Annotated in this window: 16 protein-coding genes; 8 read left to right on the forward strand and 8 right to left on the reverse strand. The window is 59.4% G+C overall.

Going from position 1 to position 24,426, the window contains the following annotated elements; all coding sequences use genetic code 11:
• Positions 1-2 precede the first annotated feature (2 nt).
• Positions 3-794: a hypothetical protein gene (locus HCG46_RS08680; protein ID WP_209009424.1), complete on the forward strand. Its 792-nt coding sequence runs from the start codon at positions 3-5 to the stop codon at positions 792-794.
• Positions 795-835: 41 nt separating this feature from the next.
• Here HCG46_RS08680 and HCG46_RS08685 read toward each other — a convergent pair whose 3' ends face one another.
• The 3 genes from HCG46_RS08685 to HCG46_RS08695 are packed head-to-tail and all read right to left on the reverse strand — an operon-like array spanning position 836 to position 5,854.
• Entirely contained in the window at positions 836-1,504 is a 669-nt protein-coding gene (locus HCG46_RS08685; RefSeq protein WP_161633231.1) for a PhzF family phenazine biosynthesis isomerase, read from the reverse strand.
• A 20-nt stretch (positions 1,505-1,524) separates the two neighbouring features.
• Positions 1,525-2,454, reverse strand: a complete 930-nt coding sequence (locus tag HCG46_RS08690) for a DNA-binding response regulator (RefSeq protein ID WP_062491827.1) — start codon at positions 2,452-2,454, stop codon at positions 1,525-1,527.
• Positions 2,441-5,854 (reverse strand): ATP-binding protein, encoded by a 3,414-nt coding sequence (locus HCG46_RS08695; RefSeq protein WP_168685758.1) that lies wholly within the window; start codon positions 5,852-5,854, stop codon positions 2,441-2,443. Before HCG46_RS08695 ends, HCG46_RS08690 begins: the two co-directional genes overlap by 14 nt.
• A gap of 516 nt (positions 5,855-6,370) precedes the next feature.
• Between HCG46_RS08695 and urtA the strand changes: the two genes are divergently transcribed.
• The 7 genes from urtA (at position 6,371) to HCG46_RS08730 (ending at position 13,028) form a co-directional block, all read left to right on the forward strand.
• Positions 6,371-7,549: an urea ABC transporter substrate-binding protein gene (gene urtA, locus HCG46_RS08700; protein WP_208984573.1), complete on the forward strand. Its 1,179-nt coding sequence runs from the start codon at positions 6,371-6,373 to the stop codon at positions 7,547-7,549.
• 168 nt (positions 7,550-7,717) lie between these two features.
• Positions 7,718-8,644, forward strand: a complete 927-nt coding sequence (gene urtB, locus HCG46_RS08705; protein WP_031268940.1) for an urea ABC transporter permease subunit UrtB — start codon at positions 7,718-7,720, stop codon at positions 8,642-8,644.
• Positions 8,645-8,654: 10 nt separating this feature from the next.
• Complete coding sequence (gene urtC / locus HCG46_RS08710) at positions 8,655-9,818, forward strand: urea ABC transporter permease subunit UrtC (RefSeq protein ID WP_168685760.1); 1,164 nt, start codon at positions 8,655-8,657, stop codon at positions 9,816-9,818.
• A gap of 9 nt (positions 9,819-9,827) precedes the next feature.
• Positions 9,828-10,583, forward strand: a complete 756-nt coding sequence (gene urtD / locus HCG46_RS08715) for an urea ABC transporter ATP-binding protein UrtD (protein ID WP_022999885.1) — start codon at positions 9,828-9,830, stop codon at positions 10,581-10,583.
• A gap of 9 nt (positions 10,584-10,592) precedes the next feature.
• Positions 10,593-11,282 (forward strand): urea ABC transporter ATP-binding subunit UrtE, encoded by a 690-nt coding sequence (gene urtE, locus HCG46_RS08720; RefSeq protein WP_055658424.1) that lies wholly within the window; start codon positions 10,593-10,595, stop codon positions 11,280-11,282.
• A gap of 58 nt (positions 11,283-11,340) precedes the next feature.
• On the forward strand, positions 11,341-12,570 hold the full coding sequence (gene fmdA / locus HCG46_RS08725; protein WP_055658422.1) for a formamidase: 1,230 nt from the start codon (positions 11,341-11,343) through the stop codon (positions 12,568-12,570).
• Between the two features lie 83 nt (positions 12,571-12,653).
• Complete coding sequence (locus tag HCG46_RS08730; protein WP_168685762.1) at positions 12,654-13,028, forward strand: FmdB family zinc ribbon protein; 375 nt, start codon at positions 12,654-12,656, stop codon at positions 13,026-13,028.
• Between the two features lie 145 nt (positions 13,029-13,173).
• Here the strand turns inward: HCG46_RS08730 and HCG46_RS08735 are convergent, their stop codons facing one another.
• The 5 genes from HCG46_RS08735 to HCG46_RS08755 form a co-directional block, all read right to left on the reverse strand.
• Complete coding sequence (locus tag HCG46_RS08735) at positions 13,174-13,557, reverse strand: hypothetical protein (RefSeq protein WP_168685764.1); 384 nt, start codon at positions 13,555-13,557, stop codon at positions 13,174-13,176.
• Between the two features lie 139 nt (positions 13,558-13,696).
• A complete protein-coding gene (locus HCG46_RS08740) occupies positions 13,697-18,424 on the reverse strand; it encodes a VCBS domain-containing protein (RefSeq protein ID WP_168685766.1) in 4,728 nt (1,575 codons plus the stop codon).
• Positions 18,425-19,085: 661 nt separating this feature from the next.
• Positions 19,086-20,459, reverse strand: coding sequence for an HlyD family type I secretion periplasmic adaptor subunit (locus tag HCG46_RS08745; RefSeq protein ID WP_023001593.1), 1,374 nt, complete (start codon positions 20,457-20,459; stop codon positions 19,086-19,088).
• The gene (locus tag HCG46_RS08750) at positions 20,456-22,459 is read right to left on the reverse strand and encodes an ATP-binding cassette domain-containing protein (protein ID WP_168685768.1); all 2,004 of its coding nucleotides are present in this window, start codon (positions 22,457-22,459) and stop codon (positions 20,456-20,458) included. The genes HCG46_RS08745 and HCG46_RS08750 overlap by 4 nt, the downstream gene beginning before the upstream one ends.
• Positions 22,456-24,051, reverse strand: a complete 1,596-nt coding sequence (locus tag HCG46_RS08755) for a hypothetical protein (protein WP_168685770.1) — start codon at positions 24,049-24,051, stop codon at positions 22,456-22,458. Before HCG46_RS08755 ends, HCG46_RS08750 begins: the two co-directional genes overlap by 4 nt.
• Positions 24,052-24,426: the final 375 nt, after the last annotated feature.

Here is a 24,426-nt window from a genome sequence, read left to right on the forward strand (position 1 = left end):
ACGTGTTTTCCGAGCGCCTTGATACGTCGCGAATAACCATCCAGCGCAGCCTGAAGTGGGTTTTGGTCGCTCAGGCGGTCCTGGCAGCCTTGTTGGTGCTCTCGCATCTGCAGGCTCAATGGCCCCCGGGGGCTGGCGGCAACGATGCACTGCCGTCCGGACCCACGACACCCGGCGATCAGGTGAGACACTACGATCCATCTCGAAGCTTTCCCGACTTCATGCGGACACCCGCCCCGTCGACTGTCAAAATTCCGGGTGACATGCCTCCCAGGCTTCAGTTTGAAGTGATCGACAGAGGTGAATTGGGGGAAGCGATTTTCCTGAAGGGCCGGATCTCGTCTGGAGACGCCGAACGCTTTACGAGCTTCCTGGCTAGCCTGGAAGAAGCCCCCAAAGTGGTTTCACTCCATAGCCCCGGTGGCAATGTGAGTGAGGCATTTGAAATTGGTCGTAGCCTGCGCGCAGCTGAGCTGGATACCACCATGCTGCCTGGTCTGGTGTGCCTTTCGTCGTGTCCTTACATTTTTGCAGCCGGTGTCAATCGTTCAGCCTCCAAGGATGCTGCCGTAGGCATGCATCAGCACTACTATGACACCCCCGGCTACATGCCTGTTTTCCTGGCGGTGGAAGAGATTCAGTACGGCCAGGGGGAAACGATGGAATACCTGATCGAGATGGGTATCGATCCAGGCCTGATGGTCCATTCTCTCAATACGCCCCCCAAGGAAATCTACATCCTGGTTGAAGATGAGCTTCTCGGCACCCGGCTCGCGACGGAAATCCTGGACTGAGCACCGATCAGCAGAGGTCGGGTCTGAGCCCGCTCCAAAAGCTAGAGATGCAATTGGCCCGTTGCAGTGAGCACAGCGGAACCGGTCAGCTCAACAGCGTCGGGGCGCACGAGAAGCCGAATATGGCTTTCCCTACCCATAGAAACTCCCTGTACGACCGTGAACGTTTCTTGTCCTCCAGCACCGCTGCGGTTGGCCAATAGCCACCCCAGTGGGCCTGCGGCACTTCCTGTTGCCGGGTCTTCCCGAATGCCTACCGTTGGATTGAAGAAGCGGGCATAGGCTTCCCCTCTCTGTTCACCGGATGTCGTGAAAACATAACATCCTTGCGCACCGGCACGCTCCAACAACGGAAGAAGCATGGAGGCGTCAGGCTCCGCACGATCAACTTCGTCGCGCGAAACGAGCCTGACGAGCATATGCGCCGCACCCGTGGAGACCACAACCGCTTCCTGCGGCCCAAGGGCCGGCTCAGTCTTGTCGAGCCCCAGTGCTTCGGCAAGCGCCTCCAAGTCCCCGACGTCGCCAATATGGCGCGGCATGGCCTGAGCCAGGGAGACAGTGGCCCGCCCATTTTCCCGTCCGATCGAAACTGGAAGAAGCTCTTCCCCCAGTTGCTGAACAAATGAGGCGCCTTCACCTAGTTGACCCGTTTCTGCCAACCACCGCCAGACACCAGGTGAAAAGCGACGCGATGCATCCTCCAGCAAGACTTTCTTGCGAGCCGAGTTCAGCCTTCCAGGATGCGTCTCAGTGAAACAACCGCGGCCGAGGTCCGGTTTTCAACGCCCAGCTTGCCGAAGATCCGGTCCAGATGCTTGTTCACCGTGCGCGGGCTCATGTCCAGAATGGAGGCGATTTCCTTGTTGGACTTGCCGTTGGCAATCCAGATCAGGACTTCGGCTTCGCGTTCCGTCAGGTCGAAGGCATCCTTCAGGATTTCGGAAGGCACGCTGTCCGAGACATCCGACACGCGCAGCAGATGCTCACCCGCACTGATGTTGCCGGCATAAGTGAACCGCAACTCCCGTCCCTTGATGCGGGCAACAATGTCCTCTTCCTTCTGGGCAGCCTTTCCCTGTGGCAGCAGGTAATGGCGCAGCCAGTCGACGGCAGCTTCCGGCAACTGCCCGGCTGCCGCTGCGTCCTCGGCCGTGCCCGTACCAAGCAGCGCGGAGGCTTGCGGTGTCGCCCAGCATACAGCGCCCGAGAGGTCGACCGACATCAAGTAACGACCGGATGCATCAAGTGCGACATGGGCGCTGCGCGAATTTCGGGCGTTGGAAATGTGCACGCGCAGACGGGCGATCAGTTCGTCCGGGTTGACCGGCTTGGTGACATAGTCGACGCCACCTGATTCCAGCCCCCTGACAATATGTTCCGTCTCGCTCAGTCCGGTCATGAAGAGAACCGGCACATCCCGAAGGTCTTCCAGCGCCTTCAGGCGCTTGCTGGTTTCGAAACCGTCGAGCTCCGGCATGATCGCGTCCATGAGGATCGCATTGGGGATCACGCGGGCTGCGATTTCTATCGCCTTTCGACCGCTTTGGGCCACCAGAACTGTGAAACCGGCTTCCTCCAGGGCGTCCGAAAGCATGCCCAGGGAAGAAGGCGTGTCATCGACCAGCAGCACCGTCTCGGCCTGACTAGGAGCATTCATGATCATGTCCGAGCCTTTCCAGAAGCTTGTCGTATTGGGTGAGATCGAATTCCTTGATGAGACGCCGCATGTGGTGGACAAAGTCCGCCGCATGCGGCTCATGCGCCTCGATGTCGTCGAGTTTTGCCTTTATTCCACGCACATAGCCGATGTCGCTCAGCTGTTTCAAAATCCCGAGGCTCTCTTCCGACGGCAGGCAGGCCTTCTCGAATATCGCCCTGCCCGACGATCGCAGGCCCTCTGCCGGCGGCGCTGCCGCGGGGTCGTCCGTGCGCCAGACGAGTTTCAATGCCAGCTGAAGCTTGTCCTGCAATTCCTGCAGCCTCACGGGCTTCACCAGGTAATCGTCATGATAGATACGGTGCACCGGGTCCCGGCCGCTGTCATCCGCATTGGCCGAAATCATGATGATGACCGCATCGCCAAATCCGCTTTCCCGCAGCTTGCGGGCAAGGTCCCAGCCACTCATGCCCGGCATGCTTATGTCGAGCAGAAAGGCATCGGGACGTTCGTCCTGTACCATCGCCAGACACGAGCGGCCGCTTGCAGCTGCAAGAACCTTGAAACCGAGAGGCGACAGGAAATCCCTGACCAGCGCCCTTTGGGCGGGGTCGTCATCCACCACCATGATCGTCTGGATCGGACCGTGATACCCGCGAATGCGTTTTTCCGCCCGCCCCGCCTGGATCGGCGCTTCCGCGGCGCTCAGCAGCATGCGGACCTTGAACGTGCTGCCGGCACCAACCGTGCTTGAAACCTGTATGTCACCGCCCATCACCTCACTCAGGAGTTTGGTGATCGTCAGACCGAGCCCCGTCCCGGGAACGGCCTCCTTGCCGTCCTCCTCTATGCGTTCGAACGGATTGAAGATCCGCTCGAGATTTTCCGGAGCGATGCCGATGCCGGTATCGACCACTGCAAATTCGGCAACCTGGCTGTGATAGGACACCTTCAGTTTGACGCTTCCTGTGTCTGTCCATTTGATGGCGTTCGACAACAGGTTGATCAGCACCTGCCGCAAGCGCTTCTCGTCACCGAACACGAACACCGGAAGGTTTTCGGCAGGCTCGAACAGAAAGCGCAATTCCTTGGCGTCGGTCTGAAGGCGGAACATGTCGACGGTCTGCGCCAGGAATTCATGCAGGTTGAACCGTTCCCGGTAGATGGTGAGATGCCCGGCCTCGATCTTGGAGATGTCCAGCAGGCCCTCGATCAGCCCGGCCAGGTGATCGGCCGAATGCTGGATCACCTTCACGGCGTCTCGTCTGTGGGCGGGGATTGCCGGGTCCTTGCGCATCAACTGGGCGTAGCCGGAGATCGCATTTAGCGGCGAACGCAGTTCGTGGCTGATGCCGACCACATAACGGCTCTTGGCTTCGTTGGCGGCCTCCGCGGCTTCCTTGGCTTTCTGCAGCTTGGCGTCGGTGCGTTTGTGCGCGCGGATTTCCTTCATCAAAAGGCTGGTCTGGCGCCTTGTTTCCTCATTGGCGAATTTTCGGCTTTCGTGGACAAGAACGAACAGCCAGGCCATGACACCCGAGGTGACCAGCAGAATGAAGAAGACCTGGGTCAGCGCCCTGCCAACCCCTTCGCTGCCCGCCCCCGGCGAAATGGTTTCCGCCTCGACATAGACAAGCGACAGGATCGCCCCGAGCGAAGCGGTGATCAGGATCATGACACTGAAATAAAGCCCGATCCGGGAGCTCATCCAGCCGGCGATCCGGTCCGGAAGGATCGAATGAAGCAGCACGGTGACCTGGTCGCCAATGCGTGCTTCCTGTTTGCAGTCATCCTCGCAGCGCGCGTCGAGCGAGCAGCACAGCGAGCAGATCGGCCCCGAATAGACCGGGCAATGCGCCATGTCCTCATGCTCGAACGTATGCTCGCAAATACAGCATTGAATGTCGGGGGGCCGTTCGCCGTCGGGGGTTACAGCCCGTACCGGTTCACGGGCGATATAATATTTGCCGCCGGTCGCGTAGGCGATCAGTGGGGCAAGGAGAATGGCGGTAAACAGAGCAATGTAGCTTGCCAGCGCATGAGCGGTCTGGCCGAACACCCCGGAATAGGCAATGAGGGCGATCAGGCTCGCCGCGCCCATAGAGCCAAGGCCGACCGGATTGATGTCGTACAGATGGGCACGCTTGAACTCGATATGTTTCGGGCTGAGCCCAAGCGGCTTGTTGATGACAAGATCGGCAAAGATCGCGCCGATCCAGGCAACGGCAACCACGGAATAAAGACCGAGCGTGCGTTCCAGCGCCTTGTAGACACCAAGCTCCATGAGCGCGAGTGCAATCGACACATTGAAGACCAGCCACACCACCCGGCCCGGGTGGCTGTGGGTGAGACGGGAGAAGAAGTTCGACCAGGCAATGGAGCCGGCGTAGGAGTTGGTCACGTTGATCTTGACCTGGCAGACAATCACGAAGAGCCCTGTCAGGGCGACTGCCACCTCCGGCGTCGTGGCCCTGGTGAAGGCGACCAGATACATGTGCGTCGGTTCGATTGCCTTGTCCGGGCTGAGGCCGCTCTGCAGGGCCAGAACCACCAGGAACGACCCCAGCAGCAGTTTCAGCGCGCCGATAAGGATCCAGCCAGGACCTGCCGCCAGAAGGGCGAACCACCATTTCAGCCTGTGCCCGCGCCGTTGACGCGGCAAAAAGCGCAGGAAATCGACCTGTTCGCCGATCTGTGCGATCAGCGAGAACAGAACGGCGCTTGAAGCACCGAAAAGCAGGAGGCTGAACTGGCCGCCCTCGTCGCCCAGCCGGCCGGAGAAGTTCTGCCAGTCGTCCAGTGGGGCAACGCCCTGCCAGGCCAGGAAAGCAAACGGCAGGATCTGCAACACGATCCAGAGCGGCTGGGTGTAGATCTGCAGCCGGCTGATCAGGGTGATGCCGTAGATCACCAGCGGAATGACCACAAGCGTGCACAGAAGGTAGCCGATGTTGAGCGGCACACCGAGGAACAGCTCCAGCGCCGTTGCCATGATGGCCGCCTCGAGGGCGAAGAAGATGAAAGTGAAACTTGCGTAGATCAGCGAGGTCACTGTCGAGCCGATATAACCGAACCCGGCTCCGCGGGTGAGCAGGTCGATATCCACGCCGTATTTCACGGCATGGTAAGCAATCGGAAGGCCGGTAATGAAGATGAGCAGGCAGACGACGCCAATCGACGAGACGGCATTCGTGAAACCGTAGTTGTAGGTGACGGCTGCCCCGATCGCCTCAAGGGCCAGGAAGGAAATTGCGCCCAGCGCGGTGTTGGCAACCCAGACCGGAGACCAGCGGCGGGCGCTTTTGGCGGTGAAACGGAGCGCAAAGTCCTCCAGGGTCTGGTTTGCGACCCACTGATTGTATGTTCTCCGCAGGCGTACAACCCGCTGATGACTACCCATTGCCCTTCACCATCCCGCCCGCCGGAACCGGCGCGCCAGCCCACTCATTGTGCATCGCATCTATTTTTCATGCACATTTTTGTTCAAGATTTGCGACCTCCCCCTCAAATTGATCGACAACCGCCGATCGACAAACTTCCTAGCAATTTCTATGCCTCACTCAAAAAATATTAAAAAATTTCAATATTCCCATCAATACAAGTCATTCGAATTCAAAAAATACGAATGACAACTTACCTTAAGATCGAGTTTCAGATTTTTGGACTATGAATTTATTCCAAACATGGAAGTCTTTCACATGCGGCAGTGCGGAGAAATAAGTCAAATAACCCACAGCAACTGACGCATTGCGGCACTGCACAATTCCGGACGAGCCTTGAATGCATGCGGAGGAGCTTCACGGCGCTCTGCTTCAACCTCAACCTCAGAGGGGTCCAGAGAATGAAACGTCTGAAAGACTTGATTGACCACCGGCTTTCTCGCCGGTCCGTGCTGTCAGGCACGGCAGCCGCGGCAATGCTGGCCACCGCCAGCACATTTGCACCTGCCATCGCCGACGACGCCAACACGACTGGCCTTGCGGTCACCGAAGACACCGTGAAGGTCGGCATCCTGCACTCAGTCACCGGAACCATGGCGATTTCCGAGACCGGGTCGGTGCAGGCGGAAAAGCTCGCCATCGACCAGATCAACGCCATGGGCGGCGTGCTTGGACGCAAGATCGAATACATCCAGGAAGATGGCGCGTCCGACTGGCCGACCTTTGCCGAAAAGGCGAAAAAGTTGCTGGTCAACGACAAGGTCGCGGCTGTTTTCGGATGCTGGACATCCGCGTCGCGCAAGGCCGTTCTGCCCGTCTTCGAGCAGTATAACGGCATGCTCTACTATCCGACCTTTTATGAAGGTTTGGAGCAGTCCCCCAACGTGATCTACACCGGCCAGGAAGCCACCCAGCAGATCATCGCCGGCATCGACTGGGTCGCCAAGGAAAAAGGCGCCAAGAGCTTCTATCTGCTTGGTTCAGACTATATCTGGCCGCGGACGTCCAACAAGATCGCCCGCAAGCACATCGAAAAGCTTGGCCTGGAGGTCGTCGGCGAAGAGTACTATCCGCTCGGCCACACCCAGTTCAACTCGGTGATCAACAAGATCAAGCTGAAGAAGCCGGACGTGATCTACGCCATCGTCGTGGGTGGTTCCAACGTTGCCTTCTACAAGCAGCTGAAGGCTGCCGGCATCGACATGACCAAGGAAAAGCCTGTTCTTCTGACCATCTCCGTGACCGAGGATGAAATCCGCGGCATCGGTGGCGAAAACATCGAAGGCGCTTATGCCGCGATGAAGTACTTCCAGTCTCTCGACAATGAGAACAACGCCGAATTCGTCAAGTCCTTCAAGGAAATGTGGGGCGATGACATCGTTATCGGCGACGTGACGCAGGCCGCCTACCTCGGCCCCTGGCTCTGGAAGGCCGCGGTTGAAAAGGCCGGCAGCTTCGACATCGACAAGGTGCGTCTTGCCTCCCCGGGCATCGAACTCACCACCGCGCCGGAAGGCTATGTCCGCGTCCATGAAAATCACCACCTGTGGTCCAAGACCCGGATCGGCCTTGCCAAGCCGGACGGCCAGTACGAGCTGGTTTACGAGACGGCCGACCTGATGGAGCCGGATCCGTTCCCGGAAGGCTACCAATAAGCCTCCGACAGTTCCCCCAGGGATGGAAACGCCCTTCCAGAAAGCGGGCATAACCGGGGCGCTGCGTGGAGGCAGCCTGCGCAGCGCCCGTCCCCTTCGTTTCAAACCCTTATTCGCAGCAGGGGAACAGGCGTTCCGTCTTGACCCCGCAGCATGGAGACGCGCGCAATGTTCGCCGATTATTCATGGACGGAACTCGGGTCCATATTCGCCATGCAGGGTTTTGCCGGACTGATCCTGTTTTCCGTTTTCGTCCTCATGGCCCTGGGTCTTGCAATCATTTTCGGCCAGATGGGCGTCATCAACATGGCTCATGGCGAGTTCATGATCCTGGGCGCCTATGTCACCTATCTTTGCTCCAATTTCGTCGAGACCTATGTCCCGTCCCTGTTCGGCATCTACTTCTTCTTCGCCATGGCATTGGCCTTCGTCGCTGCGGGTGCACTCGGGGCACTCGTCGAATGGTCGCTCATAAGGCATCTCTACAAGCGTCCGCTGGATACCCTGCTGGCGACCTGGGGCCTGAGCCTCATCCTTCAGCAGGCCTACCGGTCGATCTTCGGCGCGCGTGAAGTCGGCGTCAGCCTGCCGAACTGGCTGCTCGGGTCCGTGCCGCTGACGGACATCATCGAAATCCCGATCAACGGCATCTTCGTCATGGTACTGACCCTGGTCATCGCCATCGGCGTCTATTTCATCCTGTTCCGCTCCCGCATGGGCATGCAGACCCGCGCTGTGGTCCAGAACCGCGTCATGGCCGGGGCCGTCGGCATCAACACCGAAAAGGTCGACCGGCACACTTTCGCGCTCGGCTGCGGCATTGCGGGCATCGCCGGCAGCGCCTTCACGATGATCGGGTCGACCGGCCCCACCGCCGGGCAGCTTTATATCGTCGATACCTTCCTGATCGTCGTTTTCGGCGGCGCTGCAAGCCTGCTCGGAACGATCGCGTCTTCCTTCGCCATCAGTCAGGCCCAGTCCACCATGGAGTTCTTCCTTTCCGGCTCCATGGCGAAAGTCCTCACCCTGCTGACCGTCGTCGGGATCCTGATGCTGCGCCCCGAAGGTCTCTTCTCCCTGAAAATCCGTCGCTGAGGAGGTTCCGATGACACATGTGAAATCCCTGCTGTCTCGACAGGAACTGATCGGACTGCTGGTCGTGGCCGCGCTGATCTTCGTCTTGATGCCCCTGTCGATGGACATCTTCCGTCTCAACCTGTTCGGCAAATACCTGACCTATGCCTTCGTCGCTATCGGGCTGGTGCTGTGCTGGGGCAAGGGCGGTATCCTGAGCCTTGGGCAAGGCGTCTTCTTCGGTCTGGGCGGCTATTGCATGGCCATGTACCTGAAGCTGGAAGCCTCCACGCCGGAAGCGACCGCGATCCAGTCCACCCCGGGCATTCCCGACTTCATGGACTGGAACCAGATCACGTCCCTGCCCTGGTTCTGGGAACCCTTCAACAGCCTGACCTTCACGCTGCTGGCCATCATCGTCCTTCCCGCGCTGTTCGCCTTTGTTATCGGTGCAGCGATGTTCAAGCGAAGGGTTGGCGGTGTCTATTTCGCCATCATTACCCAGGCAATCGCAGCCATCCTGACGATCCTGATCATCGGACAGCAGGGCTACACCGGCGGCGTCAACGGCATCACGGATCTCAGGACCCTGAAGGGATGGGACATCCGCACCGACGAGGCCAAATACGTTCTCTACTACGTCAACGGAGGTCTTCTGATCGCCGTCCTGCTGCTGAGCCAGTTCGTTCTCAAAAGCAAGCTCGGCCGCCTCTTGGTCGCCGTCAGGGACAAGGAGGACCGGGTCCGGTTTTCCGGTTACGACGTCTCCAACATCAAGATCTTCGTCTTCTGTTTTGCCGCGGTCCTGTCAGCCATTGGCGGCGCAATGTTCACCTTGCAGGTCGGCTTCATGTCCCCCTCGTTCGTGGGCATCGTTCCTTCCATCGAGATGGTCATCTTCTGTGCGGTCGGCGGCAGGCTTTCCATCTTCGGCGCGGTCTACGGAACGCTGCTGGTGAACTGGGCCAAGACCACCTTTTCCGAAACCTTCCCCGAATTGTGGCTCTTTGGCCTGGGCGGGCTCTTCATCGCCGTTGTCCTGGTGTTCCCGAACGGATTGTCCGGCCTCTATCGCACCTACCTGGCACCGCATGTCGACCGGCTGATTTCACGGGGCAATAGCGGCAACAGGTTAGAACCAGCCAGCCCTCCCCCCGACCTTGACGGCGACGCAACCGCAAAGCCAGCCGAATAGGAGAGACACATGAACACCATCAGCAACAACACCGACTTCCTGCTGTCCATCGAAAACCTGTCTGTTTCCTTTGATGGCTTCAAGGCGGTGAACGACCTGAACCTTTATGTCGACGAAAATGAGATCCACGTCATTATCGGACCGAACGGCGCGGGCAAGACAACGGTTCTCGATCTGATCTGCGGCCGCACCAAGGCGACCGCCGGCTCGATCAAGTTCCGCCAAAAAGAACTGACCCAGCTGCGCGAACACGAGATCGTGCTTGAGGGGGTCGGACGCAAGTTCCAGAACCCGTCCATCTATGAGGACCTGACGGTCTTCGAGAACCTGGAGCTTTCCTTTCCCCGTGGCCGCAGTGTCTTCGGTGCCCTCACCTTCAAGCGCGATGCGGAGGTGACGACCCGCGTGCGCGAGATTGCCGAAATGGTGTTCCTCGACACGCTCCTGGACATGCAGGCAGCCCTGCTCAGCCACGGCCAGAAACAATGGCTGGAGATCGGCATGTTGCTGATCCAGGACCCGGAACTCCTGATGCTCGACGAACCTGTTGCCGGCATGAGCGTCTCGGAGCGCAAGCAGACCGCGAAGCTTCTCAACGAAATCACCAAGGGACGTTCGGTAATGGTTGTCGAACACGACATGAAATTTGTCGAGGACATCGCCCACCGCGTCACCGTCCTGCACCAGGGCAAGATCCTGTCCGAGGGCTCCATGGCAAAGGTGCAGGCCGATCCCAAGGTCATTGACGTCTATCTCGGCCACTAGGAGGCGACCATGCTCAATGTTGCACAGTATCACGTTGCCTACGGCCAGAGCGAAGTCCTGCACGGCCTCGACTTCACGGTCGCGCCGGGAGAAATCATCGCCATCATGGGCCGCAACGGCATGGGCAAGACCACGCTGATGAAATCCCTGATGGGGATCGTGCCCACCAGCAACGGCGCTGCCGCGGTCGACGGCGTCGACATCACCACCATGAAGAGCTACGAGCGCGTCGCCAGGGGCATCGCTTACGTGCCTCAGGGGCGGATGATCTTTCCGACCATGACGGTCCAGGAAAACATCGAAACCGGCCTGACCATCAGCGGCCAGAGCAAGGTTCCCGGCGACATCTACGAGCTGTTTCCGGTGCTGCTCGACATGAAGGGCCGTCGCGGCGGCAATCTCTCGGGCGGCCAGCAACAGCAGCTGGCGATTGCCCGCGCGCTGGCGACCAACCCGAAGGTCCTGCTGCTGGACGAACCGACCGAAGGCATCCAGCCGTCGATCATCCGCGAGATGGGCCGCGTCCTGAAACGTATCCGCGACGAGCGCGGACTTTCCATCGTTGTGTCGGAACAGGTTCTGTCCTTCGCCCTCGACGTCGCCGACCGGGTGCTCGTCCTGGAGAACGGCCGCCTTGTCCACGACGAACCGCGGGCAAGCGTCGACGAGGAAAAAGTCTCCGCATTCCTGTCCGTCTAACCAGCTCATCCAGTTCAACAGCGCACGCTTTTCAGGCGCAAATCCAGAGGAGAACCCCATGGCAGATACACTGATTTCGGTAGATTTGAGCGAGTCCCCGCATACCAATGAAAAGGTCCATAACCGCTGGCATCCGGATATTCCGATGGCGGTCTGGGTGGAGCCTGGCGACGACTTCAAGATCGAGACCTATGACTGGACCGGCGGGCAGATCAAGAACAACGACGACGCGGCAGATGTGCGCGATGTCGAACTGGAACAGGTGCACTACCTCTCCGGTCCGATCGGCGTCAAAGGAGCCGAACCGGGCGACCTGCTGGTCGTCGATATCCTCGACATCGGCGCCAAGGAAGAAATGCTCTGGGGATTCAATGGCTTTTTCTCCAAGCAGAATGGCGGCGGGTTCCTGACGGAACACTTCCCGGAAGCCCAGAAATCCATCTGGGATTTCGAAGGCATGTTCACGCGCTCGCGCCATGTGCCGGGCGTCAGTTATGCCGGCCTGATCCACCCGGGTCTGATCGGCTGCCTGCCGGACCGCAAGATGCTGGACATGTGGAACACTCGCGAAAAATCGTTGTTCGATACGGATCCTGACCGCGTTCCGGCACTTGCCGCCCTGCCGAACACCCAGTCTGCCCATATGGGACAGCTCAAGGGCGAAGCGCGCGACAAGGCGGCTGCCGAAGGCGCACGGACGGTTCCCCCGCGTGAACATGGCGGCAACTGCGATATCAAGGATCTGTCGCGCGGTTCGAAGATCTATTTCCCGGTCTATGTGGACGGTGCCGGTCTCTCCATGGGTGACCTGCATTTCAGCCAGGGCGACGGTGAAATCACCTTCTGCGGCGCGATCGAAATGGCCGGCTGGCTGCACATCCGGGTCAACCTGATCAAGGGCGGGGTCGCAAAATACGGGATCAAGAACCCGATCTTCAAACCCTCACCGATCACGCCGAAATATGACGACTACCTGATCTTCGAAGGCATCTCGGTCGATGAGGCCGGCACACAGCATTACCTTGACGTGCACATCGCCTATCGCATGGCCTGCCTCAACGCCATCGAGTACATGAAGAAGTTCGGCTATTCCGGTGCGCAGGCCTACGCCATCCTGGGAACGGCGCCAGTGCAGGGACATATTTCGGGCGTGGTCGATATTCCGAATGCCTGTGCCACCTTGTGGTTGCCGACCGACATCTTCGACTTCGACATGATGCCGGGTGCGGACGGACCGAAGACCTTCATTGACGGATCGGTCGACGTTCCGCTTGCCCCGGATCTTTGATCCGGACGCGAAGACGAGACGGGCCCTGCCCGTCTCAAACCCCTTCCGCCGGCGAGCCGGCTTTCCGTCTTTCAGGATCAATCATGCCGACCTACGATTATCTGTGCGCTTCCTGCGGTCCCATCTCGGCCAACCGGCCGATGTCCGCCCATGCGGATCCGATCGAATGTCCGATCTGCAAGGCGGAAGCCCCGCGCGCAATCCTTCAGGCGCCGCATATGTCGGGCCTGTCTCCCAGCGACCGGGCAGCCCATCAACGCAATGAAACTTCCCGGCACAACCCGAAATTCTCGACCAAGTCGGATCGTGACGACAGTGCGAGGGAAAACCGAAAACGTCACCCGTCGGGCTGCTCGTGCTGTTCCGGCTCGAAAGGAAATTTTCGCTCAAGTGCGGTCTACAAGGCCGACGGCAGCAAGACGTTCCCCTCAAAACGCCCCTGGATGATCAGCCACTGACAGGTCGCGTATTCAGGGATACGTGGCAGGCTGCCTTGTTCCACTTTGTAAAAAGCTGCGTGAGGAGGAGGCGGCCACTCGGTCAGGGATATAGTTTGCGTGGCCTTGCTCACGTTGGCCGAAACGTCTTCAACGTGGCTGTTGGTCAGTCGCACGCGTCGTAGCGGCTGTCGCCGAATTCCAGCCAACGCTGACCGTCGTCTTCGAACACCAGGTATTCGGAGTGGTCTTCCCCCAAGAGGGCAACCACAAAGCCGCGCGGCGGTTGTGTTTTGCCGAAGTAGCTATAGGCTGTCATAGCTCTTATATCGGTCCCGTTCACCGTCACGACAGCATCCCATTCCCCGTCGGGTTGTTCCGGTGTGTGGTATTCAATTCTCTGTTTTCCTGCCGCCTCGCCACAATAGGCGACACCTTTGGACGGCTGCGCCGACACCCGGACGAACCGCCCGTTGAAGATGGAACACGAGGCACCTGCCAACTGGTTCGGGCCGCATCCCCTTTCGAGTGCCCATGAGCTGCTGTGCATCCTTTCGCCGGCAGGAAAAACAGCGCGCCACTGTCCGGCGGTAGCGGGAACCGCTGCAAAGGTGAGTGCGACAGTGAAGCAAATTCCGAATTTGAACATATCTTTTAGTCCCGATTGGAATTTAGGCGGCCTGACACGCCTACCCGTGCTGGTTCGTATCGTCATTTGGATTGGGCAAGAGAGGATCTGGCAAATCGGCAACAGAAACGTCATCCGGGGCGGCGGTACTCGCACCCTGTTGTCCGTCATCATCCAGGTCTGACACATCATCGCCCGGCAGCGTCGCTGGGTCTGGCAGATCGCTCAAAGTCGTGGCGCTGGCAGGATCGACACCGACTGCATCAAGATAGGCACCCAATTGGTCTGCGTGTACCGGCGGAGCCTGAGGCGCCTCCGGATCCTGTCCGATTGCCTCGAAATAGGAAGCCAGTCTTCCGGCTCCGGCGTCAGCAGGTTCAATTGGTGGCTGCTGCGGCGCATCCGGATTGGTGTCACCGGTCTGGCTCTCGACGTGACCAAGCCCGGTTGTAGCATCCGCAACGTCTTGGGAAGACGTGTCGTGGTCTGGCGGTGGAGCTGGATCGGCACTCATCAGATCGATGGTGATGTCGTCAATATCTGGCTCATCGGGCGCATCATGCTGAACGGTTGGCACAGGAGAGAAGGTAATGCCTTGCAGCACCGTGTGATCGACATGGTGGCCACTGCTGCCGTGAACGCTTTGAACATCGATCTGGACCTGAACATCCGCAGTCCCGGCAGAGGCGCCCTGCTGAACGATGTGGAAGGTGTCGATGTGCTGACCAGACGCTGTGGAAGTCCCGCCCTGCTTTATGACACCCGAGTTCTGTTGATAGTGATACTCGAAGTGCCCGGTTTGCTGATCAATGACCAATGTCCCGTAGAGGCCTTGCAGCGAAAGGACGACACCGCCATGCCCATTGTCGATGCCCCATCCACCTTGGCCACCGCTGCTGAACGTTCCGGAAAGATGTTGTGAGCCCACGCCCTGCACTGCTGCAACGGATGGCGTCACGGCGGGGGCGTCGTAGGTACCGGTCACGGTAATGACGAGATTTTCCGTATCGGTGGCACCGGCTCTGTCGGTCACGGTCACCGGGATAGTGAGTTGTTCGACCTGGCCTTGCGCCAGATGCTGGTAGGCGGCGTGAGACGGATCAAAAGTCCAGGAGCCGTCGGTGTTCATCGCGAAACCATCGACGGGATGACTGATCGAGAAGCTCTTCGTGTCGCCTGTATCCACGTCCGTGGCGATCATCTGTCCCGTGACGACCTTGCCGTCTTCCACTGCCGATGCGGCGGCAGCAGTCAAGACCGGACCATCGTTGGTGCCGGTTACGGTGATAACAAGGCTTTGCGCGTCAGTTGCCCCGGCGCTGTCGGTGACAGCGACCGGGATGGTGACCTGCTGGGTCTGACCGGCTGCCAGATGCTGGTAAGCCGCATGGCTTGGGTCGAAATTCCACGAACCGTCCGTGTTCATCGTGAAGCCGTCGATGGGCTGACCGATGGAGAAGGCCTTGGTATCTCCGGCGTCGATATCCGTTGCCACCATCTGTCCTGTGACAGAACTGCCGTCTTCGGTAGCCGAGGCTGTCGCTGCCATCAGGACCGGGGCATCGTTGGTCCCCGTAATGGTGACGGTGATGTCATGGGTGGTCCCGTCAAGACTGGCGACTGTGAGCGTGTCCGTGAGCGGCGTGCCACCTACCTGGAGCGCCTGAACGGCGGCCTGACTGTTGTCGGCCGTATACGTCCAGTGGCCCTGGGCATCCAGCGTGAATGTGCCGTATGTCCCCGCACCAGCCACGCCCGTGACCGGCGCAAACGCCGACTCGCCTGCATCCGGGTCAACAATCATCAGGGTGCCGTCCACCGTCAGCAAGCCTCCAGTGACGTGCTTGTCTTCCGTCACCAAGCCCGTGTCGGTTCCCGTGATGACTGCTGCGTCCGGTGTCGCCCCCAGAACCAGGCTTGCGGTTTGCGAGACACTTCCGCCGTGACCATCGGTGACCTGGTAGCTAAGACTCACCGGACCGTTGTAGTTGGCATCCGGAATGAAAGTGAAGCCGTGGGCCACGTCTCCCGTGATGGTACCGTGGCTCGCGGTCAGGTTCGAGACGGAGAGGACATCTCCCGTGTCAATGTCCGTGGCATGGGCGAGAAGCTGCGCCGCAGAGATCAGAACAGCCTTGTCCTCCGTCCCTCTGCCGAGATCGACCGGGCTGGACACAACGGGACCGTCATTGCTGCCGGTGACCGTGATGACGAGGTTCTGGGTGTCGGTCGCCCCGGCGTGGTCGGTCACCGTCACCGGGATCGTCAACTGCTGGGTCTGGCCGGCGGCAAGATGCTGATAGGCGGCATGGCTGGGGTCGAAGCTCCAGGACCCGTCCTGGTTCATGGTAAAGCCGTCCACCGGCTGGCCGGCCGAGAAGGTCTTTGTGTCGCCGTGATCGACGTCGGTTGCCACCATCTGGCCGGTGACGGACTTGCCGTCCTCCGTCGCCGAGGCCGTCGCCGCGCTCAGAACAGGAGCATCATTGGTGCCATGGACGGTTATATCGATCCGGTGCGCGGTGCCGTCGGCCGAGTGCACTTCATAGATCGCATGGCCTTCCTCGCCCGCGGCAAGCGCCTGCACGGCCGGATGGGTGTTGTCGACCTCGTATCCCCACCATCCGCTGGGGAGAATGTGCAAGTTGCCGCCGAAGGGGTCCGAGACCGCGTGTTCGCCCAGGCTGTTGGACTGGAAGTGGTCGAAGGCCGTGCCATCCGGATCGTGGACGGTCAGGATGCCGCTTACACCGAGCTCATGCACGGACGATCGTCCGACATTCTTGTCCTCGGTGAGATCACCCGTGTCAGTCCCGGTGATGATGGCGGCGTCAGCGGTTGCCGCGAGTTGCAGCGACGCGCTCTGTTGAACCGTGCCGCCGTGGCCGTCGGTGACCTGGTAGCTGAGCGTGACCGGACCGTTGTAATCCGGGTCCGGCGTGAAGGTGAAGCCGTGCGCGGCATCACCGGTGATGGTCCCGTGGCTTGCAGACAGACCAGTCACGGAGAGCGTATCTCCGGTGTCGATATCGGTGGCATGGGCCAGCAGCTGCGCCGCCGAGATCTGGACGGAATGATCTTCCGTTCCTCTGCCGAGATCAACCGGGCCGGACACAACGGGCCCGTCGTTGCTGCCGGTGACCGTGATGACGAGGTTCTGGGTATCCGTTGCCCCGGCGTGGTCGGTCACTGTCACCGGGATCGTCAGCTGCTGGGTCTGGCCCGCCGCGAGATGCTGATAGGCCGCATGGCTTGGGTCGAAGGACCAGGAACCATCCTGGTTCATGCTGAAGCCGTCGACTGCATGGCCAGCCGAAAAGGTCTTTGTGTCGCCGTGATCGACGTCGGTTGCCACCATCTGGCCGGTGACGGACTTGCCGTCCTCCGTGGCCGAGGCAGTCGCTGCTCTCAGGACAGGCCCGTCATTGGTGCCATGGATGGTGATATTGATCCGGTGCGCAGTGCCGTCGGCCGAGTGCACTTCGTAGATCGCATGTCCCTCTTCGCCCGCGGCAAGCGCCTGGACGGCCGGATGAGTGTTGTCGACCTCGTATCCCCACCATCCGCTGGGGAGGATGTGCAAGTTGCCGCCGAAGGGGTCCGAGACCGCGTGTTCGCCCAGGCTGTTGGACTGGAAGTGGTCGAAGGCCGTGCCATCCGGATCGTGGACGGTCAGGATGCCGCTTACACCGAGCTCATGCACGGACGATCGTCCGACATTCTTGTCCTCGGTGAGATCACCCGTATCAGTCCCGGTGATGATGGCGGCATCATCAGTCGCAGCCAGCGTCAGAGAGGCGGTCTGGGCGGTGCTTCCACCGTGACCGTCGGTGACCTGGTAGCTGAGCGTGACCGGGCCGTTGTAATCCGGGTCCGGGGTGAAGGTGAAGCCATGCGTAGCATCGCCACTGATGGTTCCGTGGTCCGCACTCAGCCCCGTCACCGACAGAATGTCGCCCGTGTCGATGTCGGTGGCATGGGCCAGCAGTTGCGCCGCCGAGATCTGGACGGAATGATCTTCCGTTCCCCTGCCGAGATCGACCGGGCCGGACACAACGGGACCGTCATTGCTGCCGGTGACCGTGATGACGAGGTTCTGCGTATCCGCCGCCCCGGCGTGGTCGGTCACTGTCACCGGGATCGTCAGCTGCTGGGTCTGGCCTGCGGCAAGATGCTGATAGGCGGCATGGCTGGGGTCGAAGCTCCAGGAACCATCCTGGTTCATGGTAAAGCCGTCGACCGCCTGACCGGCCGCGAAGGTCTTAGTGTCGCCGTGATCGACGTCGGTTGCCACCATCTGGCCGGTAACAGACTTGCCGTCCTCCGTCGCCGAGGCCGTCGCAGCCTTCAACACAGGGGCATCGTTGGTGCCGGTGATAACGACCCGCAATTGATGAGACGTTCCGTCCACGCTCTGAACCGTAATTCTGTCGGTCAGTGTGTCACCTGGCTTCAGCCCCTGGACGGCCGCCTGGGCGTTGTCGGCGTGGTAATTCCACTGGCCGTCGGCGTGAATTTCGAAATGTCCATAGGCACCTGCGCCGGCAGGACCGGTGACCGCGGTGAAGTGATCCTGTCCTGGATCAGGGTCGACGATCTGCAATTTGCCGCCGGCAACCAATGATCCTGAAACGACGTTCCGATCTTCCGTCGCAACGCTCGTGTCGACGCCGCTGATCTGTGCAGAAGTCTGAGATGGTGTCTGGGTCGCAATCTGGGCAGGAGTTTGCTGGGTAGTCGCCGGCGGATGCGCGCCGCCAGTGAAGGTCTGCACCCCAGTGAGCAACACGGAGGGCTGCTGCGTTCCGCCGGGAGGTTGAGTTCCTGCCGGTGGCTGTGTTCCACTAGGTGGTTGTGTTCCGCCAGGTGGCTGTGTTCCGCCAGGTGGCTGTGTTCCCGCAGGAGGTTGACTGCCGGAAGGAGGTTGTGTTCCGACCGACGTATGCGAACCGACCGGCGGAAGAGGCCTTGGAGGAGCGTCCGGCAGAGCTGACACATCCACCGAAGGATGAGAGTGTGGCAGCGTTTGAGGGGCGTCTGGCGCACCCACCGAAAAGCCAGGTTGGGACACGCCCGGCGACTGATGGAGATCGGTTTGATGACCTGATGCAGGCGCCGCATGTTCACCCTGGTAGGTACTCCTCGGTGCAGCCTGTTGCCCGGCAGCTGGCGTGGCAGGCGCAACGCTGTGAGCCTGACCTGATGCATCGGCCTGGGCATGACGCGGCGACGGACTGTTTATCGCGTCATCGTTTAACGTTGGACGCCCTTCCTCCTCATTCTCCAGCGACTGTGTTTCGGCGGAGGGCGTATCCTCTCCTTCCGAGGTTGGCGTCCATCCAAAAACTTCTTCTGGCTGGATCTTCCTGGAATCCTTGATCTCCTCCGGCGTGCTACCCTGATCCTGCGAAGTGGCTTTTTTGTCCGGTTGATCGGCCATCACGGTGCTCCTACCGCTCGCTCAGCGCCAGATCCAGGTTCGTATAGATCGGCTTCCAGATGTATTCGAAGACTGTCTTCTTGCCTGTCAGGATATCCGCCTCACCGGTCATGCCCGGCAGAAGCGAATAGCGACCCGGATCATCACCAAAATGAGTAACGGGGACGGAAACCAGAACTTCGTAGTAGGCGGTTCCGCGCTCATCAACGATCGTTGTTGGCGAAACCTCGATCACCTTGCCGGTCAGAGAGCCGTAGCGACTGAAATCGAAGGAATCGACCTTGAGTTTGGCAGGCTGACCTATGGAAACAAAGCCGACATCCCGAGGGGGCAACTGTGCCGTGAAGCGCAAGTCCACGTCCCGTGGAACGATTTCAGCCACAAGCCCACCAGGTTCGATCACCCGGCCGACAATTGTCTCGGGAACCGATTGCACAAATCCGTCCACCGGGCTGCGCAGTTCTGTTGACCACAAGCGCCTCTGGATCCGCTGCATTTGTTCGTCCAGCGCACTGTGTTCCGTGTGGATTTCAGCAATCCGCTGGCGTGCTTCGGAGGCCTCGTTCAATCCGACGCGTTCGAGGTTTTCCTGCAGCTCCGAAATCTGCGCTTCAGCAACGGCGCGCCGTCCTGAAAGGGTCGAAAGCTCATACTCATATCTCGCCTCTTCCTGCACGGCCGCAACCAGCTGAGGACGCGCGGCAAGCCCTCGGTCCACCAGGTCTCGCAGGCTTTCTGTTTCCTCCCGGGCGACGGTGAGTTGCCGCTCGATCGCAGGTTGTTCGGAATCAATTGCCCAGACATCTGCCGCCTTTTCGGCTATCTGGCGATTGATGACGTCTCTTTCATTGGACAGGAAGGCGACCCTCGCCTCAAAAGCGGCCATTTCCCGGTTGATGAGTTCCTCAACAGTTCGCTGGTTTGTTGAAGGTGCCGTGGCCGTCCCGTTCTTGACCGCAATAAGATCCGGCGGTGCCGTGAAAGGAGCGGCAGCTTTCTGGAACTCAGGGGTTCTTGTTTCCACGATCGCCAGCAGCCGCTCACGCTCTAGCGTCAGCGCAAGTGATTTTGTCTGCGCTTCACGGAGCTCCGACTTCAACTCGCTATTGTCGAATATCGCGATGACGTCACCTTTTGCGACCGTCCCGCCCTTGCGCACAACCAGTGTTGCCAACGCCCCACCATGTTCGCTCTGCAGGCGCTGCACTTCGCTGACCGGTTCGATTACGCCCCGTGCCTTGGCAACTTCATCAACAGGCGTCGCAACGGCCCACGCAATGAACAGCACCAGGCAGATGCCGATCACGGCTGCAGCCATGTTGGTCAGCCTGACCGCCTTGCCGTCATTCAGTTCAAACTGACTATCCAGATGGGTCGCTTTCATCGGCTGGCGTCCTCCGACGGATCGATTGGTTGACTGGTGGGCTTCACAGGACCGAAATAGGCCATGCCGCCATCGTCCAGAATAAGTGCGTTGTCCGCGAGTTCGGCCAGGGTTGTGTCGTGCGTCGCAAGGAAGATCGTTGCCTTGCCCCTGGCTGCTTTCAGGAATTCTTGAAGTTGCTTCCGGGTTCCCGCCGTTGCTGCGCCGGTGCTGTCGTCCAGCAGTATGAACCGGCAATTTGCCGCTGCATCATTGTCTGCAGTCGAGTGCCATTCTTCCCTCAGCTGCGCAAAGGCCTTTTCATCTGTTTCGCCGTGATAATCGCCGATCCGAAGAAGGCATGTGGATCGCGCCAGGTCGTCTGGATCATACTGGCTTACCGAGCGGCTATTGATTGACAGGCGCCCTGACTGGGCAGGAACAAGGCCGGAGATCACTTTCAGAAGTGTCGACTTTCCAGCGCCGTTCGGCCCCATGACAATCGTGAGAGTTCCAGGAGCACAATTGAACGAAACGCCTGTCAGGGCCGGCTCCGAACTCTGGTCGAACTTCAGGTAAAGGCCCTTCCCGCTGACTTCCGGCGGGCCTTGCTCCAGCCTTTCGAGCGATGCAGGCTGTGCCTGCGGCGTTCCCCAGGAAAATGACTGCTCGAGCCCCGAGATTGCCTGACGGATCGCCTTCAACCGCGGAATAGCCAGGAAAAAGGCCTGGGAAGGACCTGTGACGCGCCATGTCAGCAACATTGTTCCAATGAGCGCGCCTGCCGTGATGGTGCCGTTCATGGCAAGGGCTATACCGACGCAAAGCGTTGTCAGGGCTGCGCCCGTTCCAAGAATATAGGCAAGAGACTGCAGGGCAGCAGAGCGCTGCGCCTGTCGGTGCTTCACGAAAGCCGCCTGCCGGGCAAGGGATACAAACTTGGTGAACCAGGACCTTCCATGATCGATGTTCCGGATTACCGCGGCCTTCGCACTCAGCTCTGTCAGGGCCTCAACGCGCTTCTGATTTGCATTTTCAAGCTGCGGGTCCAGGCTCTGCCTGGTTTCGCTCAGGATCCAGCTCAAGGCGAAAAACAGCGTCAGATAAATTGCCGGCACAATGGCCATCCAGCCGCCGACAAAAGCAATCGCAAAAATCGACAGCGGCACAAACGGGGCATCAAAGATGGCGGGTGTGTTCTGAGATGCAAAGGCCTCTGCTCCCATCGACGTCGTTTGTAACCTGCCTTGCAGCCGATCGAAACCCAACTTGTGCCGAATTGCGTGAGGCAGGCGCAAAATACGCGACAACGACATCAGGCGGATTACCGCGACCAGACGCGCATATTCGGCCGCAAGGATTCTCGCCCGCATACTCCGCAAAATCACGATGGCAAGAAGTACGACACTTGCGCCAGAAAGCAGCGGGATCAGGCTCTCCGAGGCTTGTGCCCCCAGAACCCGGTCGAAAATCGCCATCGAAAAGAATGGGATGAACAGCGCAAGCGCATTGAGCACGAGCGACAGAAACAGCGCCGTCATGGCGACCCTGCGCATCCGCGCGCGCACCGAAATGGCATGGACCGTCGCGACGGAGTGTTCCGGGTTATGAACAAATAGCAGCTTGCCGGCGTTCCTTATGCGGCGGCGAACCTGATCGCGGTCGAGGCCTGCGGAAGATGTCGAGAATTCGCGTGTGTCCTCCCGGACGAGCGCATGTACTCCTTCCCTGTCCTTTACGACCAAGGCACCGTCCAGTCCGCTCAGCCATGCGGCGGGCAACTTCGCTTCAACGCTTGCGCCGATATCGATAAGATCAAGCACCATCGCGGCGTCATCGAGCGACTGCAGCCCGGTTTCATGTGACATCGCCGCGCCCAGAACTTCGCTGGAACGGCGCCAGCCCAGCTCGGTCAGAACGGCCAGCAGGACGTTCTCAAGATCCGTGCGTTGAACCGGATCATCGCTCGACCATCCGGCAGTCATTGTGGAACTTCCCGACACTTTGGACTGAACATTCATGCGGCGGCTTCCGTCATCGGCACTTGTGGGACGGGAAGATCCACGCAGTTTTCGAACTGCTCGACCAGCCCTGCGGCGTTGTCGAACACAATGGTCGTGACCTTGCCATCAAGGGCCCTCAAAAGACCGGTCAGCTGATCAATGCCGCGCGCGTCGAGAAAAAGGGAGGGAGATTTCAGCAACAGGACTTGAGGTTCACCTGCCAGAGCTCGAACCAGCATGAGACGCTTCAGGTGCCCATCTGACAGCGGTACACCAAGACCGGGAGACAAACGCGTTTCCAGCCCGTCGCGCAGTCGTCCGATCGCGTCGGCCAGACCGAGCTGCTCGGACAACCACACGGCTCGCCCGGTCGCCTCGCTGTCAAAGGCCGTCATGTTTTCCAGCAGCGTTCCGTTGAAGACGGTGAGCCCTTCATCGCAAACGGACACGCGGCACTTAAGTGCAGAGACAGACTTTCCGTCCGCCGCGAAAATCTCGGCCTTCTTTAGGGGGCCGGTGCCCTCTGCGTCATTTTCCGACAGCGCATGTACCAGTTGGGCAAAGACTGCAGCAGCCTGCTGCCCATTCGAAGGACGAACGACAAGGCATCGTCCGGGTTCGCAAACAACCCGGCAACCCTCGACGTCAAATCGCAGACCAATATTCCCTTCACTTTCCACTGCTGTGCCCCGAAGAGAGTGGGCAGAAGGCAACGCAAGAAGGTCCTGGATGGTCTTGAACGCGGATGCGGAAACCCGGTGCCGGGCAAAGGCATTCACAAGACCAAGAAGACCGGCAACACCCCTTTGCCCGAGGATCAGACAAGCTGCCAGCCCTCCGGTCGTCATGTCACCGGCAAGCACGACCATTGCACCGACACCCAGCACCAGAACCGTTGTCGCCAGACCGCCGGTCTGACTGAGGTTGAGCGAGGCTGCAAGGCTGCTTTCCGAAGTCTCCTGGGCTGCCGCCTTGCGTTTCTCGTGCAGGCGCAACTTGCCGGCAAACTCACCCAGCTTCCCGCGTGCAATGAGCCGGTCAATGTGTTCGCGGCAATTCATGATAAGTGACGTTTCATCGGCCGAAGCCTCGAACAAGGCCTTGCCTGCCTTTGCCTGCCTGTAGGCGGAAAACAGTGCCAGAGCGCCAAAGACAACGACCACCGTCAACGGCCCGAACACGGTGGGCCCGCCCAGGAACCAAACCAGGACGAGAAAGGTGATCGCGAAGGGCGCATCGAAGACGGCAAGCGTCGATTGCCCTATCAGGACATCGTTGGACCTGTTGATAGCCGTAAACAGCTCGCGAATGCGCCCGGGGCTGAACTGCCCGAGCCTGTTTGCGTCAATGGAGAGCAGCTTCTCGGCCGTCTTGAACGACAGCTCATATTCCGCCTGCGCCGCAAGCCGCCCCAGGATTGAAGCGCGCGCATATTTCACCAAACCATCCAGCAAGATGGCCAGTGCAACGGCGGAAAAAATGACGAATGCCGTTCCAACCGCCTGATTTGCGAGAATTCGGTCGTAAACCTGAATAAGCGCGAGTGGCAAGGCAAGGGCAAGAACGTTTGAAATCAACGAAAGAACGATCAACCAGAGACGTATGGTCATTAGCTCGGCTCTCTTTGGCGACAGACATCACCACACCCGCAATCCGGCCCCACATATTGAGCCAGCCAGCATTGCCAAAGCCTATTTCGTTTTTCGTGAATTCTTACTTAAGGGAACTAATGAAATTTAGCTGATAAACAACCGAAAACCGTCATGTAATTGCAAAAACTATCAATCTTGCAGAGCTTCTCATTGCAAAAATTACGAATTAAATAATATATGTTAGGAACCGCCCCTTACAATTCAGAGATCTATTTAATCAAATGCTCTGCTCTTGCGCCTCAATGAGCCATTCAATTCTAACCACATTCCACAATCTGCTCGTCTACACCCGCGTAAAACTTGGCTCCTGAAGGCAACTTTTTCAGCCGCTGA

Origin of the sequence: Labrenzia sp. PO1, assembly GCF_012273635.1 — a bacterium.
Taxonomy (GTDB): Bacteria; Pseudomonadota; Alphaproteobacteria; order Rhizobiales; family Stappiaceae; genus Roseibium; species Roseibium algicola.

Coding starts and splice junctions, on each gene's coding strand:
- HCG46_RS08750 (WP_168685768.1), bottom strand. CDS start 22,459: ATGAATGTTCAGTCCAAAGTGTCGGGAAGTTCCACAATGACTGCCGGA.
- HCG46_RS08690 (WP_062491827.1), bottom strand. CDS start 2,454: ATGAATGCTCCTAGTCAGGCCGAGACGGTGCTGCTGGTCGATGACACG.
- fmdA (WP_055658422.1), top strand. CDS start 11,341: ATGGCAGATACACTGATTTCGGTAGATTTGAGCGAGTCCCCGCATACC.
- urtE (WP_055658424.1), top strand. CDS start 10,593: ATGCTCAATGTTGCACAGTATCACGTTGCCTACGGCCAGAGCGAAGTC.
- HCG46_RS08745 (WP_023001593.1), bottom strand. CDS start 20,459: ATGAAAGCGACCCATCTGGATAGTCAGTTTGAACTGAATGACGGCAAG.
- urtB (WP_031268940.1), top strand. CDS start 7,718: ATGTTCGCCGATTATTCATGGACGGAACTCGGGTCCATATTCGCCATG.
- urtC (WP_168685760.1), top strand. CDS start 8,655: ATGACACATGTGAAATCCCTGCTGTCTCGACAGGAACTGATCGGACTG.
- HCG46_RS08755 (WP_168685770.1), bottom strand. CDS start 24,051: ATGACCATACGTCTCTGGTTGATCGTTCTTTCGTTGATTTCAAACGTT.
- HCG46_RS08695 (WP_168685758.1), bottom strand. CDS start 5,854: ATGGGTAGTCATCAGCGGGTTGTACGCCTGCGGAGAACATACAATCAG.
- HCG46_RS08730 (WP_168685762.1), top strand. CDS start 12,654: ATGCCGACCTACGATTATCTGTGCGCTTCCTGCGGTCCCATCTCGGCC.
- urtD (WP_022999885.1), top strand. CDS start 9,828: ATGAACACCATCAGCAACAACACCGACTTCCTGCTGTCCATCGAAAAC.
- urtA (WP_208984573.1), top strand. CDS start 6,371: ATGCTGGCCACCGCCAGCACATTTGCACCTGCCATCGCCGACGACGCC.
- HCG46_RS08735 (WP_168685764.1), bottom strand. CDS start 13,557: ATGCACAGCAGCTCATGGGCACTCGAAAGGGGATGCGGCCCGAACCAG.